General features: G+C 40.4%; 10 protein-coding genes. All 10 read left to right on the top strand.

Features of this window, described 5'->3' with window-relative positions; translation table 11 throughout:
• The first annotated feature begins 35 nt into the window (after positions 1-35).
• The 10 genes from D7322_RS00990 to D7322_RS00945 all read left to right on the top strand — a co-directional run bounded on the left by D7322_RS00990 (position 36) and on the right by D7322_RS00945 (position 18,172).
• The gene (locus tag D7322_RS00990) at positions 36-1,310 is read left to right on the top strand and encodes a sugar isomerase (protein WP_121120616.1); all 1,275 of its coding nucleotides are present in this window, start codon (positions 36-38) and stop codon (positions 1,308-1,310) included.
• Positions 1,311-1,323: 13 nt separating this feature from the next.
• Positions 1,324-2,691: an FGGY-family carbohydrate kinase gene (locus tag D7322_RS00985; RefSeq protein WP_121120615.1), complete on the top strand. Its 1,368-nt coding sequence runs from the start codon at positions 1,324-1,326 to the stop codon at positions 2,689-2,691.
• A 344-nt stretch (positions 2,692-3,035) separates the two neighbouring features.
• Entirely contained in the window at positions 3,036-4,343 is a 1,308-nt protein-coding gene (locus D7322_RS00980) for a rhamnogalacturonan acetylesterase (protein WP_121120614.1), read from the top strand.
• 314 nt (positions 4,344-4,657) lie between these two features.
• Positions 4,658-7,180, top strand: coding sequence for an alpha-L-arabinofuranosidase C-terminal domain-containing protein (locus D7322_RS00975; RefSeq protein WP_121120613.1), 2,523 nt, complete (start codon positions 4,658-4,660; stop codon positions 7,178-7,180).
• Between the two features lie 33 nt (positions 7,181-7,213).
• Positions 7,214-9,610: a glycosyl hydrolase 115 family protein gene (locus tag D7322_RS00970; RefSeq protein ID WP_220700002.1), complete on the top strand. Its 2,397-nt coding sequence runs from the start codon at positions 7,214-7,216 to the stop codon at positions 9,608-9,610.
• A 61-nt stretch (positions 9,611-9,671) separates the two neighbouring features.
• Complete coding sequence (locus D7322_RS00965; protein WP_121120611.1) at positions 9,672-10,610, top strand: glycoside hydrolase family 43 protein; 939 nt, start codon at positions 9,672-9,674, stop codon at positions 10,608-10,610.
• 240 nt (positions 10,611-10,850) lie between these two features.
• Positions 10,851-12,275, top strand: coding sequence for a sialate O-acetylesterase (locus D7322_RS00960; RefSeq protein WP_121120610.1), 1,425 nt, complete (start codon positions 10,851-10,853; stop codon positions 12,273-12,275).
• 473 nt (positions 12,276-12,748) lie between these two features.
• Entirely contained in the window at positions 12,749-13,333 is a 585-nt protein-coding gene (locus D7322_RS00955; RefSeq protein ID WP_147430274.1) for an RNA polymerase sigma factor, read from the top strand.
• A gap of 56 nt (positions 13,334-13,389) precedes the next feature.
• Positions 13,390-14,535 (top strand): FecR family protein, encoded by a 1,146-nt coding sequence (locus D7322_RS00950; RefSeq protein WP_121120608.1) that lies wholly within the window; start codon positions 13,390-13,392, stop codon positions 14,533-14,535.
• 31 nt (positions 14,536-14,566) lie between these two features.
• Positions 14,567-18,172, top strand: coding sequence for a SusC/RagA family TonB-linked outer membrane protein (locus D7322_RS00945; protein ID WP_245971217.1), 3,606 nt, complete (start codon positions 14,567-14,569; stop codon positions 18,170-18,172).
• Positions 18,173-18,180: the final 8 nt, after the last annotated feature.

Genomic DNA, 18,180 nt, shown 5'->3' with positions numbered 1-18,180 from the left:
GACACCTAGTATTTTTACACGATAACCATTAAATCATGATTTTAGATAAGAAAATTATAGATCAGCACAATAGCCAATTAAAAGATAAGCATAAAAGAGCATTTGACTATGTGTCGGGAGATATTGCACAGGTAGATGAAATTCTGGATAAACTTCAAAAGTTTCAAATTGCCATACCAAGCTGGGCATTAGGTACAGGTGGAACTCGTTTTGGCCGTTTTTCTGGAGCAGGTGAACCGGCTACTTTAGAGCAAAAGCTTGAGGATGTTGGCTTGTTGCATGCACTTAACAGATCGAGTGGAGCAATTTCGCTGCACATCCCTTGGGATATTCCTTCAGATGCAGCGAAAATTAAAACATTGGCATCTTCCTTGGACATTGGATTTGATGCAGTAAACTCTAATACTTTTCAAGATCAGGCAGGCCAGGAGCATAGCTATAAGTTTGGCTCCCTACACCATGTCGATCCAAAAGTTCGTCAGCAAGCTGTAGACCATAATATTGAAGTAATCAACTATGGCAAAGCGGTTGGTTCTAAAGCGTTGACCGTTTGGTTGGCCGATGGATCATCCTTCCCCGGACAGTTGAATTTCAGAGAAGCGTTCCAAAATACCTTATCAAGCTTACAGGAAATCTACAAACATTTGCCGGAAGATTGGAAACTTTTTGTAGAGTACAAAGCATTTGAACCGTATTTTTATTCCATGACAATTGGTGATTGGGGACAATCCCTGTTGTTGGCAAACAAATTAGGACCGAAAGCATATACATTAGTTGATTTGGGACATCATCTCCCAAATGCAAATATTGAACAAATTGTTTCTTTATTGTTGATGGAAGGCAAATTGGGCGGATTCCATTTCAATGATAGCAAATATGCCGACGATGACCTGACTGCAGGTAGTATCAAACCTTATCAGCTATTCTTGATCTTTAATGAATTGATCGACGGTATGGATGTGAAAGGTATTGATCATGCGAGCGGACTGGGGTGGATGATTGATGCCTCCCATAATTTAAAAGACCCATTGGTAGACCTTTTACAGTCAGTTGAAGCGATTAAGATTGCATATGCTCAGGCTTTGTTGGTCGATCGTAAAGCGTTGAAACAGGCACAGCAAGCAAATGATATTGTGAAAGCCCAGGAGATATTGCAAGATGCATTCCGGACAGATGTTAGACCCTTAGTAGCTGAGGCTAGATTAAGAAGTGGAGCTGCTTTAAATCCTGTTCAGTTATTTAATGAAGGAAATTTACGCAGTAAACTTATCGAGGAACGCGGAGTAAATTCTGTAGCTACAGGTTTGTAATTAGGGAAAAAGAATGAAGGGGAAACCAATACCAGTAGTCGCCATATTCGACGTTGGGAAGACGAACAAGAAATTATTTCTCTTTAACGAGCAGTACCAAATCGTATTTGAACGGTCGGCTCGTTTTTTGGTAACTGTAGATGAAGATGGCGACCATTGTGAGAATTTGGAGAGTTTGCGTCTGTCAGTTTTTGATTCGTTGCATGAAGTGTTTCGAAAGGGCGAGTTTGAAATCAAAGCAATTAATTTTACCTCATATGGAGCAAGCTTTGTCTACATTGATAAAGACGGCAGGCCTTTGACGCCATTATATAATTATTTAAAAGAATACCCTAAAAAATTGTTGGAATCTTTTTATGCACAATACGGTGGAAAGGATAAATTCGCATTAGAAACCTCCTCTCCAAGCTTGGGGAGTCTGAATTCAGGACTACAGGTCTACCGTTTGTCAAAACTTAAACCAGCAGTATTTAAGGAAGTAAAGTGGGCGCTACACCTTCCACAATACTTGAGTTATCTGATCTCGGGGCAAGCTTATTCGGATATGACAAGTATTGGATGTCATACAGCGCTATGGGATTTTAGTAAAAATAATTATCATAAGTGGGTAGAAGATACAGGAATTATTGATAAAATGCCTCCGATCGTTCAGGGAGATCGTCTTTACAGAGCGACATTTCCTGGAAGTGGTTATCTAGTAGGTAGCGGTTTGCACGACAGTTCGTCTGCATTGATCCCCTATTTATTGAATTTTCATGAACCTTTTATATTGATTTCGACGGGAACCTGGTGTATTTCTTTCAATCCGTTCAACATTGATCCGCTCACCAAAGAAGAACTTCACAGTGACTGTCTTTCGTATATGACCTATACGGGTAAACCTGTGAAAGCATCAAGACTATTTGCAGGATATGAGCATGAGGAGCAAGTAAAACGCATTGCTAAAGCATTCCAGATTTCCACGGGTAAGTTTAAGCAGATCGATTTGGATTGGACCATAATAGAAAAATATCAAGCTTTGGATATTTCGGATGAACTGTCTGCCTTTTCCACAATTGATCTGAGTCATTTTGGCGATTATGTTGAAGCTTATCACGTGCTAATGATGCATTTGGTCAAGGCTCAAGTGAAGGCGACTACTCTTGTCATGAATCAAACCGGAGTGCAGCGAATATTTGTGGATGGAGGCTTTAGCCGTAATCACATATATATGGGGCTGCTGGCTCAAGCCTTTCCAAATAGTGAAGTGTTTGGAGCCTCTATGGCCCAAGCTACTGCACTTGGTGCAGCTTTAGTGATTCATGAGCATTGGAATAGCCGGGCGATTCCAAATGATATTATTGAGTTAAGGTATTTTAGAGCCAAACAGCAAACGCATTAGTGCGGTGTTATAGATGAAATAGGATTTAGTTTTTTTATTAGTTATCGTGGGAGGTCAGGCAACTTGTTGTCTGGCCTTTTTTAATGAGCTATGAGTGGACATCATAGGGAATTATAAAAATAAAAGGTTTCCAAACGGGAGTAAGGAAACCTTTTATTAAAAACCTAAAATTATGAATAATTATACCAATTATTATATGATATGTAAAGTTGTTAAATTTTAATGGTTCAGCTGTCCTGAACTGTTGATAGGGGCACTTTTGATTTTTAAAGTACAGGTAAGCGCAGGAAAGCTAGATTAAGATGAAGAATTATATTTGTACAACTTAATTATAGAACTTAAAAATGCAGCGATTAATCTTAACAATTGGTCTTCTTATATTGATAAAGTGTCCCGTACTATTTGCGGAGCAGATCGTAAAAGAGTTTAATTTTGGCCATAAGACAAAGAGCGGCAGCATCCTCTTGAAGAAGGCAATGGCCTATCAGATCAACCAAGGATATGGTTTCGAGTTTTCAACAGAACAAAGTGTCACTATTGATCAAAAAAATAGGAATCTTTTTAGCAAAAAGCCATTTTATTTTTCGGTAAAAGTTCCTGAAGGAAATTATAAGATTACGATTTCATATCAGGGATTAGGGAATCAAGCTTACAGCAGTACGATACGGTCTGAATCCCGGAGGCTGCAAATTGAAAATCAAGAGGTGCTCCCCAATCGAGTGTTAGATAGGACCTTTATTGTACATATTAAAAATTCGAAGATTGTTTCTGGTGGGATTGTAGCATTGAAGAAGCCACGTGAACTCCAGAAATTGGATTGGGATAATAAGTTGACGTTAGAGTTTCAACAAACGAATTGTATTTCAGCCATTCGTATCGAATCGGTTCGCGATATACCTACTATATTCCTGGCGGGAAATTCTACTGTGGTAAATCAAGAGGATGAACCATGGACTTCATGGGGACAAATGATTCCTCGTTTTTTTGATTCTGGTATAGCCATTGCTAATCATGCAGAATCTGGATTAGCTTTAAGTTCGTTTTTGTCCTCAAAAAGATTGGAAAAGATTCTCTCGGTCGCCAAATCCGGAGATTATTTGTTTATCGAATTTGGACACAATGATCAAAAAGAAAAGGGAGAGTATGCCGGAGCGTATAAAGGGTATAGCGAACGATTGCGGCACTTTGTTAATGAATTTCGAACCAAAGGGGGCATACCCGTTATTTTGACTTCTACGGCACGGCGTGCATTTGATGAACAGGGAAATCTGTTGCAGACATTAGGTGATTTTCCGGATGCGGCTCGGAAGGTAGCTGCGGAACTTCAGGTACCTTTGATCGATCTCAATAAGAAAACAAGTTTGTTTTATAAGGCATTAGGAGTTGAAGAATCCAAACGGGCATTCGTCCACTATCCTGCGCATACTTTTCCAAATCAAAAAAATGATTTGGCCGATAATACCCATTTCAATCCCTATGGTGCCTATGAGATTGCTAAAATGGTGCTAACAGGAATTAAAGAAAACAACTTGAATATAGCAGACCATATCGTCGATTTTCAAGGCTTTGATCCGCAGCAACCAGATGATTTTAAAACTTGGTATTGGCCGCCAAGTCTAATTAATAGTGTTGTGAAACCAGATGGCAATTAGTTTTGTATTGATATAATGTGAGGCCGAACGATAGATTTTGTTCGGCTTTTTTTGTGCGCTATTTGTTGATTTTGACCATGATACTACAGGATGGTGATTGCAAGAATATTTAATATAATTGTAGTATAGGTACTATAGTTACAGGCAATCAACATTAAACCATTCATAACCATAATTTGATTCAAACCTCTCGGTGCTAGTTAAAAAGGGATAAAATCGTAACATGTCAATGACAGCGCATTCTTTTGATAATGCCGTTTGCGTTTTATAATTGTAATTTATACATTTATAAATATTATGATTAATTATAACCAATGAAAACGGATAACTTCAAATTAAGAGCCTATAATTTGTTTCTTACAAAATCGCTTTGCTTCTTTTGTTTATTTTGGATTTTCAGTGCTCACGCCCACAGCAGCAGCGCTTCTGAACCGGATTCGGTTTATTTCTTTGCGTATGCAAAAGAAAAGAATGCTGGGAGGGAAGGGCTGTTATATGCCTGGAGTTTAGACGGTAAACAATGGAATTCCATCGGAACGGATCTTGCCTTTGTGAAATCAGATTATGGACGGTGGGGATCAGAAAAACGGATGATAAATCCTGTACTATTCCCTCGAAATGAAGGTGGTTGGTCCTGCGCATGGCAATTAAGTCCTGAAAGTAACGGAGCATATGCATATACTTTTACCACTGATTTTTTCAATTGGGGCAGACAGGACTATCATGTTGCATTAAAAGATTTGGATAAATCAACTGAATCTCTTGTAAAAAACAGTTTATTGGCTCGTGAACATATTTCACTTCATGGCGATCGTTTACATGGAACGAAGTTGAAAGTTTCATGGCCTGTTGTCAAAGAATTAATCAAGCACTATGATCTCGCGCTGCTTAAGCAAAAACAATGGTCCGAACGAAGCGTTGACGATGATGCCCGCTTCCCTGGCCTAAAGCCATTGGATGTCAAATTAACGCCGAAGGTAGGACAAACCAAGTCCATCAGTGATATGTTGGTGGGTGTTTTTTTTGAAGATATTAATTATGCCGCAGACGGAGGTCTTTATGCAGAATTGATTCAAAATAGGGATTTTGAATATAAATTGGACGATAAACAGGGGCATGATAAAGATTGGAATGAGAAAACTGCTTGGCGTATGGATGGCTCAGGGCAGTTTCATATTGACAGCATCAATCCAATTCATCCTAATAATAAACATTATGCGAGATTGCAAGGTGAGGGTATCTTCAGAAATATAGGCTACGATGGTATTGCCTTGAATAAGAATGAACGCTATGATCTTTCGTTTTTCGGAAGGGGCACTGTTAGTAAAGCACCTAAACTAAAGATCCGGATAAGTACAAAAGACGGAAAAATCCTCGATGAGAAATCCGTAATTGTTGACAGTAAAAACTGGAAAAAATATCAATTGGTATTGACATCCAATGAAACCTGTAAGGATGCCGTATTGGAATTTGTATTTACAGACCGACAACAATTGGATTTGGATCTGATTTCTTTATTCCCTCAGCATACATTTAAAGGGCGAAAAAATGGATTGCGTAAGGATCTGGCCGATGCTATAGCTGCATTGAATCCCCGTTTTGTCCGTTTTCCGGGTGGCTGTTTAGCACATGGCGATGGGATTGAAAATATCTACCATTGGTCTAATACTGTAGGGCCGCTGGAAAGCCGTATGCCACAGCGTAATATGTGGGGATATCATCAAACCGTGGGCTTGGGATATTACGAGTATTTTCAATTTTGTGAAGACATCGGTGCCTATGCTGTTCCAGTAGTGGCGGCTGGTGTACCCTGCCAAAATTCGGGTGCTCACGGTCACCCATTGGGTGGACAACAATGTGGTGTCCCAATGGAAGATATGGATGACTATATCCAGGAAGTACTGAATCTGATTGAATGGGCCAATGGCGATAAAAATAGTACCTGGGGAAAGGTACGTGCTGCCGCGGGGCACCCCGAGCCATTTCATCTAAAATACATTGGTGTTGGTAACGAAGATTTAATATCGAATGTTTTTGAGGAGCGTTTTACCATGATTTATAACGCTATCCGTGCAAAATATCCCGAAATACAGGTTATTGGGACTGCAGGGCCATTTTTTGAAGGAACTGACTATGTAGAAGGTTGGAAAATTGCTGATAAATTGAATGTACCCATTATGGACGAACACTATTATCAGACACCGGGCTGGTTTATTCATAATCAGGACTTCTATGATAAATATGATCGCAGCAAATCACAGGTGTATTTGGGCGAATATGCGGCTCATATTCATGGAAGGGCAAGTACTTTAGAAGTGGCTTTGGCGGAGGCAGCCTATCTCACGGCATTAGAGAGAAATGCTGATATCGTTAAGATGGCGTCTTATGCGCCGCTATTGGCGAAAGATGGTTATACCCAATGGCGCCCCGACCTTATTTATTTCTCCAATACTGACGTGAATTTAACACCATCTTATTACGTACAGCAGTTATTTGGCTGTAATAATGGGACTGAGTATATTCCAATGGAAGCCAGCTATTCTAATGCTGCAGTTGATGTACAGAAGCGCGTGGCATTTTCTATGGTTAAAGATCCGAAAGATCAATCGCTCATTGTAAAACTGGTTAATATTTTGCCTGTTGCGGCCAACATACAATTGGAACTGGATCAGTTTGATTTGAAAGCGGACACAGCGGTTGTTTCGCAGCTGACAGGGAAATTGGATAGTAAAACAGCTAAACCTGAAGAACGGACTGAGACAGTAGAAAAACTTAAACATCAAAAATTGCCGCCGTATTCGTTGACCATCATCCGGATTCCTCCGGCAACGAAATAGCCTAATTCAAGTAATATGATATATCCAGCTTTGATGAAAAAGTTTATTTTAGTTTTTATTAATCTCTGTTTGGCAATACTCCCACTGTTTTCGAGCGAGGCGTTCCATCTGATCAAAAATAGTCGAGCTGCGAATATCTATTACGGAGGCACTAACGCTGTGGTTGAAACCGCATTGGAACTGTTGGCTGCAGACGCACAGCAGGTTGGCCAATCTGCTTTTAGACGAATAGGTAGTGCAGATGGCGGAGCGATTATAATTGGGGAATTAAATGATCCAATTATCGACAAACTGATAAAAGATTATCATATCCGTCTTCCTGAAATGGAAGGTAAATGGGAAATGTTTTGTTTGAAGGTGATTCCGATAGAAAAAGTGCCGACACTTTTAGTGGTAGGCTCTGATGCTAGAGGTACGGCATATGGAGTGATGGAAATTTCCAGAAAATTGGGCGTTTCTCCATGGAGTTGGTGGGCTGATGTGGTTCCCCGTAAAAAATCAACGATTTCTCTACCCGTCGATTTTGAAGACAAGCAATTTCCTAAAGTGCAATTCCGGGGGATTTTTATAAATGACGAGGACTGGGGATTGACACCTTGGAGCAGCAAAACCTATGAACCCGAAGCAAAGTTAGATGCAGGAATTGATCCGGCCAAAACAAAAGAAATGGCAACCATAGGGCCTAAGACTTATGCCCGTATTTTTGAATTATTATTGCGGCTGCGGGCTAATTCAATCTGGCCAGCAATGCATGAAGTAACTGTTCCCTTCTATTTTGTCCAAGGAAATCGAGAAATAGCCGAAAAATATGGGATATATATCGGCTCATCTCATTGTGAACCCCTTGCCCGAAATAGTGCGACGGAATGGGATATCGTAGGTCGGGGGCCCTATAATTATTTGACGAATAAAAATGAGATTGTTGATTATTGGTCCAATCGACTCAAAACACTGGGGCGATCCCATAACATATTTACACTGGGTATGCGTGGGAAACACGATGGAGCAATGGAGGGCGTCAAAACAACTGCAGCTTATAAAGATGCGATCAATGAGGTCATTAAAGATCAAACGGATCTGTTGAAAAAATATGTCAATGCAGACCCCGCGCAGATTCCTCAGGTTGTTATACCCTATAAAGAGGTATTGGACGTATATAGAGCCGGTATGGATCTTCCTGACTATACAACACTGATGTGGTGTGACGATAATTATGGCTATATCACCCACTTCCCAAATCAGATAGAAAGAAAAAGGTCGGGTGGTAATGGACTGTATTATCATGTTTCCTATTGGGGGCGACCACATGATTATCTTTGGTTGTCGACCATGAGTCCGGCGCTGATCTATCAGCAGCTTTATACAGCTTATCATCATGATGTTAAAAAAATGTGGATTGTCAATGTTGGGGACATTAAGCCTGCTGAATACCAAATTGAACTCCTGATGGATATGGCTTGGGATATGGATCATATACAAAAAATAGGCGTTTACCAGCATATGAACCAATTTTTGCAACGGGAATTTGGACATCGTTTGGCGAAGAAGATTGTGCCGATTATGAAGGAACATTATCGGTTGGCGTATATTCGAAAACCTGAGTTTATGGGAAATACACGTACGGAAGAAAAAGATCCAGCCTATAAAATTGTGAAAGACCTACCTTGGTCCGAACAGCAGATCAAAAAGCGATTGGAACAATATAAACATATTCAAGATGCAGCCACCTCAATTGGGGCATCAGTCCCGTTGGATCGCAAGGATGCATATTTTGAATTAGTCCTGTATCCGGTTGTTGCAGCGGCAAAGATGAATGAAAAACACCTTTATGCGCAGTTGGCACGTCATGGCAAAGCTGAATGGCAAAAAAGCCACGATGCATATGATAAAATTGTTTCCTTAACTGCGCAATACAATGCTTTGAATAAAGGTAAGTGGAAGGGTATGATGGACTATAAACCAAGAAACCTTGCTGTTTTCGATAAGATTATAGAAGAGAAAGCAGTTGCTCCGCTGGCCAATGATGATCAACCCGACAAGCGAATTCCTGGTAAAGATTTAGAGGGGGCAATAGGATTTGAAGGCTTGGGGTATCAAGGGCAGGCCGGAGCTATCCCATTGGGCGCAGAAGCCAGTTATCCGCTCAAAGGGCTCAAGGGCGATTCTGTTACCATTGTCGTCCACTTGCTGCCTACACATCCTGTCTCTTCAGATGATTTGCGTTTTGAGCTGTCTTTGGGGCAACAGCATTCGTCTACTATTTCTTATAAAACAATCGGACGAAGTGAAGAATGGAAAGAGAATGTCTTGCGAAACCAGGCTATTCGAACGGTTAAATTTAAAATAGCTTCATTGCAACAGGACATATTGCGTATCAAAGCGCTTGATGAGGGCGTAGTGGTCGATGAAGTAACCGTATATTTGGATTAAAGTATTCGTTTCCTGCTCTATAATGGAAACTCGTTATAGACTTATTCATAAGATTATAAAAATGAAAAAACAATTTCTAGTCACGCTCTTCGTTGTATTGACTTGCCTGGCTAAGGCACAGTCTCCTGTCTATCTTTTTTCCTATTTCATAGGTAATGGCGCCGATGGGTTACATCTCGCTTACAGCTTAGATGGACTGAAATGGGAGCCTTTAAATCAGGGTAAACCTTTCTTAGAACCAACTGTGGGAAAAGATAAACTGATGCGCGATCCCAGTATTTGCCAAGAGCCTGATGGCACGTTTCATCTGGTATGGACAACAGGCTGGTGGGATAAAATTATCGGATACTCTTCTTCTAAAGATCTTATGCATTGGACCGAACAAAAAGCACTACCGGTCATGGTAGATGAACCTGAGGCTAAAAATGCTTGGGCTCCGGAGCTTTTTTACGACAAGGCGACGAAGGAATATTATATCATTTGGGCCACGACGATCCCTGGTCGACATAAAGAGGTACAGACCAGCGACAGTGAAAAAGGCTTAAACCATCGGATGTATAGCGTCACGACAAAGGATTTTAAACGTTTTTCAAAAACCAAGTTATATTTTGATCCCGAATTTAGTGTCATTGATGCGGCTATTATACAGCAGGCCAATAAGGAATACATGATGGTGTTGAAAAATGAAAATTCTAACCCACCTGAGAAAAATATTCGGATCACAACAACAAAGAGTTTAGCGAAAGGATTTCCGACTAATGTCTCTAAGCCGATTACAGGAAATTATTGGGCGGAGGGGCCTGCTCCGCTGCAGGTTGGGGAGTATATGTATGTATATTTTGATAAGTACCGCGACCACAAATATGGAGCTGTAAGAAGCAAAGACGGCATCAACTGGGAAGATGTCTCCGATCTGGTGAGCTTTCCTAAGGGAGTACGTCATGGAACAGCTTTCACAATAAATCAAACGGTTTTATCAAATTTATTAAAAGTAAATTGATAGCCTTGTTGATTATCGACAGGCTATCGTATTACGCTATAGGGTGAAACAGTGAAGTACAGGTTGCATATCGATAAATAGATGCTTAATTTCATTGCATGAGTTCGGCACTGAATCCGAATATACGCAGACATAGATAAATATTATTTAAGGGATAGTCATGACGGTTCTTGTCCTATGCCAAGCCTCTGATTGAACGTTTCTCTTGGTTTTAAGAATAGACAATTCAATTAAAATAGCATGAAGAAAATCCTCTTTTCCTTTATTTTGGCAGGTATTGCGTTCAGCACACAGGCTAAAGTCACATTACCACATGTTTTTGGATCGAATATGGTACTTCAGCAAGGAAAACCAGTGGTGGTATGGGGACATGCAGATCCTCAGGAGAAGATTGAAGTCAGATTGAAAGGTTTGACAAGAAAAACAGTGGCCGATCAAAAAGGAGCATGGAGTGTTACCTTTACTGCTCAAAAAGCAAGTTTCGATGCATTTACTATGGAAGTAAAGGGAGATAATACAATTTTGCTGAAAAATGTTGTTGTGGGTGAAGTTTGGCTATGTTCGGGACAGTCCAATATGGAGTATACGATGCAATTACGTAAGGGGTATAAGCAGCCTGCTACTGGAATTGATCTAGCGAAGGAGGAGTTGCACCAACCTGAAAATCCAAAAATTCGCTTATTCCTTGTTGCCAAAAAGAAAGGGCCTCTGGGGGATGTGGAAACTAACGGATGGCAAATTGCAGGCCCAAACTCACTTGGCCAGTTTTCCGCTCCGGGTTATTTCTTTGGAAAGACACTACAACAACAGCTGAATGTTCCTGTGGGTTTAATTAGTTCATCCTGGGGCGGCAGTAGAATAGAGCCATGGACACCCTTGGAGGCCTATCAAAACTCCGGTCTCTTTAAGCAGGAGATGCAAAATGGTGAAACCAAAATTGAAAATACCGTCGCCGGAGAAATGTATGAAGCGATGATCCGTCCATTGGCACCTTTCGCCATGAAAGGCTTCATCTGGTATCAGGGTGAAAGCAATCTTATGTTTGAGGATGCACGTTACTATGCAAAACAAAAATTGCTGATCGACACTTGGCGTCGTGTCTGGCAGGATAAAAATATGCCATTTTACTATGTTCAGATTGCACCTTATTATTATAGTAAAAGGAATGACAAAACAAAACACACTGCAGAGGCATTGCCTTGGTTCTGGGAGATCCAGACAAAATGTATGGATATTAAAAATTCGGGAATGGCTGTAGTCACTGATTTGGTCGACGATCTTTCTGACATACACCCCTCCTATAAATGGGAAGTGGGGCGTCGTTTGGCACTGTGGCCCCTGGCTTTTGACTATGGCCTGAAAAATACTGTTTTTTCGGGACCGCAATATAAAAGCAAAAAGATCGTAAAAGATCACATTATTTTGAATTTTAAGCATGTTGGCAGCGGATTACAGTGTAAAGGGGATCAATTGACCTGGTTTGAGATCGCAGGGCAGGACGGCAAATTTGTACCTGCTGAAGCGAAGATCGATGGCAATCAAGTGATTGTATCCGCAGCATCGATAAAATCACCAAAACAGGTCCGCTTTGGCTGGAATGAAACAGCTCGTCCCAATTTTTTTAATATAGAAGGATTACCGGCATTGCCTTTTAGAACAGAGTAGTGTATTTCTGTTGTTTTTCTATTGAAGTACACTACTTTTGAAGTTATCTAGTTGTTACTGAAATTACGAAGTTATAACTATAGTTGCCATCCGGTAATAGAAGAGTGTTATAAAAAAAGGTTTTCAAACGGGGAGAATGAAAACCTTTAAAATAACCAATTAATCCTAAATTTATGATAAAAAATATAATGCTCTTTTATGGGCTTTCCTTTACTGTAACTCGCGTAGTGTCATATAAAGTACTCACCATTGAAATTTGGAAATAACCAATTTAATACGACAAGTTTAGGTATACTGAATGAATTTGTCATCCTGTGCTGTTCTGCTTATGTGAACAAATCAAAATGGCCTAAGATGAATTTAATATAACCGTTTGAAAGTCATTGGCGTTTATATTAAGCTGGAAATTTGTAAATTTGGTCGCTGGTTAAGTGTTTAAACAGCATGCTACCTTTCCTTTTGAAAAGTTAACAATGGATGCTATCGCAGAAAATAAGCTAATGATTTCGCTTTCCCAAGGAGACGAGCACTCTTTTTTTGCTTTATACGAGCGTTACAGCCATGCCCTATTTTCCAATGTTTTCAGAATGGTTAAAGATAGGCAAGTCAGTGAAGAGATTGTACAAGATGTATTCCTAAAAGTCTGGCAAAAGAGGTCCACTATTGACCCCACTCGAAGTTTTAAATCTTGGATCTTTACGATTGCAAAAAATGATGTGATTTCTTGGTATAGAAAATTAGCTAAGGAAACGGCACTGCAGGAAAATTTATATCAACATTTCGAGCAGCTCTACGTTATGGACAAAGAGGGCGATATTCAAGAACAACAGTCCGCATTATTAGAAAGAGCGCTCAATACCTTAAGTGAGCGCAGGAAAGAAATCTTTGTTTTATGTAAAATAGAACAAAAGAGTTACGAAGAGGTTGCTAGAAAATTGAATATTTCCGTATCTACTGTGAGTAATGCTATGGTCAAATCCAATCAACATATTCGCCAATTTGTGCAGGACCACTATGATGAAATTTTAGTCATTCTTGTTACTTTCTATTTTTTTTAAAAATAATAAGATAGCGATAGTGTTTTTGCTAGTAAGTTGCGTATTAACTTATAGATATGGCAAAAAAAATAGAAAATATTTACAAGAGCTATTTGAATGGGAGTATCAATCGTGTTGATCTGGATGCGCTCCTTCTGTATTTTGAGAAAGCTGGTGATGAAGAATTGAATGCGCTGACTTCCTTTGCTATTGATGATTTTGAGGCAGATCAAGTCGAAGAATCTTTCGCTGCGCATATCCCGGTTATTAGGCAGCGATTAGAAAATAAACTGAACGAGTCCAAAAAACTGCCTATCCGTTTAAGATATAAAAAGAGCTGGTGGGCGGCTGCGTCCGTTCTTTTTATGGCGGGATTGGCCACATGGTTTTATGCGAAACAAAGCCCCAAGCATTCCGATGTGATAGCCCCTTCGGAACCTATTTTATATGTTAAAGATAAATCTGGTAAAGAAATAGCCATTTTGCCGAAAACGGATTCGATTTGGACAGTAGGCGATATTGCGTTTTCTCGAATCGACAGTCAAACTGTAAAAGTAATCGCAGTAGGTAAAAATCCAAGTTTACAAACGATATATACTCCCAATTCGGATTTTAGGTTAGTTTTGGAAGATGGCAGTAAGATTACGATGAACGCTGCATCAACTTTACGGTTTCAGCTCCCTTTTACCCCTGCAAAAAGGGAAGTTTCTTTGGAAGGGGAAGGTTACTTTGAAGTCGCCCATGATGCGCGAAGACCATTTACAGTAAATGCTGGTGCGGCAAAAATTGAAGTATTGGGAACTGTATTTAACGTACGAAATTATGCGAGTGATGGGCAGGTTACCACGTCCCTTATGTCTGGACGGATAGCCTTAAGTAAATCGGGGACCTCTGAAAGAATTGTTCTCCGTCCAGGCGAAACAGCTGTAACCGATCAGAAAGGAATACATATTGAAAATTTGGCTCCCAAGCAAGCTGTTGCTTGGACGGTTGGCTACTTTGATTACCGGGATCAGTCACTTCGACTTATCTTGTCAGATATGTCCAGATGGTATGGCGTAGATGTCGATACCATCATGCTGCCAACTGATCAATCGATCTATATGAAGGTCCGAAAAAATATTCCATTACAGGAAATGTTGAATCTATTGAATGAAGCAAGTGGTCTAAATTTTCAATTGAACAATAATAAAATCACATTAAAAACTACTGATAAAAAATAACAACTAAATAGTACATTTACCTTAATCTACCATGTCACACCTAACCGAAAAGCAACCGGTATTTTTGCGAAAATACCTGAGTTTGGTTGCTGGAATTGCCTTGATGAGCATGATTGACCCCTATGAATTACATGCGCAACAGGTACAATTGAATTTTAAAAATGCAGATGTCAAAGAAGTGATTACGAGTTTATCGGATCACTACGGCTACGAATTTGTCTTTGACGGCAATCTGCTCAAATCGGCGCACCCGATCAGTGTTAATCTGAAACTATCAAGCGTCGAAGATGCTTTATCCATTTTGTTTAAGGATCAGCCCTTCGGCTATCGGTTGGAAAACAAACGGATCATTCTCTATCGTAAAGCTGTATCAACCAATAGTCAGCTTGTACGCGGAAAAGTAATAGACAGTTTGGGTAATACCATTCCCGGCGTGTCTATTCATAATTTACAGGATGATAGTCAGACGATCAGTTCCGGAAATGGTGACTTTGAACTGGATGTTGCTAGCTCAGACATCCAATTGTCTTTTAGGCATGTTTCTTTTAATGAAAAGGTCATGCACTTCAGTCCGGAACAAATTGCTCGGCCCATCCGTGTGATGTTGAGTGCAAAGGAGTCTATGCTCAACGAAATTATGATAACGGGATATCAGCGCATCAGCAAAGAACGTAGTCCTGGAGCTTATACGAGTATTAGCAATGATCAATTGAACAAACAGATTAATACCGATTTGACTTCCGCATTAGAAGGTCAGGTGGCTGGATTGACCTATATCAAAAATCCAACGCGCTCCGGTGCAGACAGCCCCGTACTTCGGGGCATTGGCACCTATTCCAGTCAGGTAACCACCAATCCACTCATTGTTGTCGATGACCTGCCGACGGAGTTCACCTTGAACGATATTAACCCCTATGATGTTGAGTCCGTTACCGTTTTGAAGGATGCGACAGCGGCGTCCATTTATGGTGCCCGTGCGGCCAATGGGGTTATCGTCGTGACCACCAAAAAAGGGAAGGGGCAAGGTGTTTCCGTGAGCTTTAATATGGACCAATTCATCACACAGAAACCGGATATCTCCAAAATGCACTATGCGCGTACATCAGATTTAATTGATTATGAAATTGATGTATATAAGAAGGAGTTATCCCGTTATGCGAACAGTGAATCGCTATTTAATTACTACGGAAGGCTTGGAAGTGGTAGTCTAAAATATTATTCACCACTGTATGATCTATTTCGAAAAGAATCCATTGGTGCGATTAGTCAGCAAGAACGCGAAGCAACGATCAATTCATGGCGGAGCAACGATTATATCAAGGAGTTTACGGAAAATGTCTGGCAGAATGAAATACGTCAACGTTATAATGCGAGCATCTCCCAGAATTCCAGTAAGAGCAATACCTTTGTTTCTTTTAATTATGATAAGGGTAAGGGACAGGTGGTCAATGAAAAGAATGATAAATTCAATCTGTATTTGAAGTCGGGGTTTAATTTGACCAAATGGTTGTCTGCAACAGTAGGACTGAATGGTACGTATACAGTAAATAAAGAAACCGACGGCGTTTACAATAATGTGTTCTTGCAACCACGTTATGCTCGCATCAAAGATGAAAGTGGCAACTTAGTTTATACGCCGTACGTTGAATTGTCCAGTTCAGTAGGACCGGGCTCTGCCATTAACGGCGAAACGGCGGAACAAATTGCTGCTAATGGAAATCTAAAAAGTACATCCTTTAATGTGCTTGAGGCATTAGGAGAGGGCATTGAAAGTAATAAAAGTTTAGGCCTTCGTGCTTTTACATCGTTGCGGGCCAATATTTACAAAGGACTTTCTTTTCAGACACAGTTTTCATATGAATTGGGCCAAGCAGCACGTGAAAGCTTCTACGATGAAGATAGCTACATGATGCGCGTTGCATCAAATGCGATGGTCAGTTACAATGATGCGACGGGTATTTATACCAAGAACTTACCTGCTGGGGGACGTTACTATCAATTTGAGAGCAAACGCTATAGTTACACCTTTCGGAATCAGTTTAACTACGATAATACCTTTGGACAATATGGTCAACATCAACTGACAGCACTGGCCGGATTCGAGATGCGACAGTCACATGTACCACGCTCAATTGAACAATTGCTTTTAGGGTACAATCCAGTAACATTGACTTCGACCACAATTGATTGGGCTACCTTAAGTAAAACAGGAATAACGAGTTATGTGTACGGGGGAAACAACCGATTATCTGATTTGAATGGCGGGGCGCAAACAGAAACTTTACATCGATATACTTCACTTTATGCCAACGCAGGTTATACATATAACAATAGATTTAACTTGACTGGAAGCATACGGGTAGATCAAGCAGATCTATTTGGTGTAGATCCAAAGTTTAAATATCGTCCTTTATGGTCCGTCGGAGCAGGCTGGAATGTCAGCAACGAAAGCTTTATGAAAAATGAAGACTGGTTGAATTCACTCAAACTGCGGGCTACATATGGTATTACCGGTAACGTGGATCAAGCCAGTTCCAGCTATGGAACTGCAACCTGGAAATCGGATAAACTTTTTCCTTATCTACAGTATTTGGAACAGAGATCATTGCCAAATCCGATGTTACGCTGGGAAAAAACAACAACCACCAATTTAGGGGTGGATTTTTCGATTTTCGATAATCGTCTTTCGGCTAGTATCGATGCCTATAATAGATATAGTTCGGATTTGTTGGTCAACTCAGTATTGGACCCTACTGTGGGAGCCAGTTCCCGTGTGATTAACAATGGTGCGTTACGGAATAAAGGTATTGAATTTAATATCAATGGAGTTTGGTTGAAGAAGAAAGATTTAACGGCGAGCACACAGCTGGTATTTTCCTTCAATAAGAACAAGGTGGAGAAAGTGAACGGCTTAACATCTACAGCACAATCGTATGTCGGTTCGCCAAGTAATTACTTTTTTAAAGGAAGTAGCTATAATTCAATTATGGCATATCGCTACGGGGGCATGGTGAATGGTTATCCATATTTCTTGGATCAAAACGGTGAATCAAATGTTGTTTTTGACGAGAACGGTACTCCGACAAGCATTAAAGATATTACCTCGCCAGATGCATTGGTGAATATGGGGACACTGTTTCCCAAATATACAGGTTCCATCAATCAACGTTTGCGCTATAAGGCTTTTGATCTTTCGGCCATGTTTGTCTTTTCGGGCGGACATAAACTGCGTAAAGATGCAATCGACTTAGCTAGTGATAAGCTGACAAACGCTGGTTTGATCAATCGATGGGCAGAAGGTGCGGATAATGATTACCCAAGATTGCTGGTTGATTATCCTGACAAATTGCGTACCGACGCGAGCAAACTATCTACCTTATGGCGATATAGCGACAAGCAGATTGTTTCAGCAGATTACATCAAGCTGCGAAATGTGGCCGTCGGCTATCAATTACCAAAACAATTAGCGCAGAAAGCTGGGATGCAAAACGTCAAATTAACCTTGCAGGTGAATAATTTATGGACCTGGAGCGCCGCTGGTGATGACATCGATCCAGAAGCTTATTCGCTCAATAGCGGAACACGCAATTTGCCGCTGGCTAAATCATTCCTCATGGGGCTTTCATTAACTTTTTAATCTGAATC

The organism is Sphingobacterium puteale, from assembly GCF_003627955.1.
GTDB classification, from domain to species: Bacteria; Bacteroidota; Bacteroidia; order Sphingobacteriales; family Sphingobacteriaceae; genus Sphingobacterium; species Sphingobacterium puteale.
This window is presented reverse-complemented; position numbering and strand designations above follow the sequence as displayed.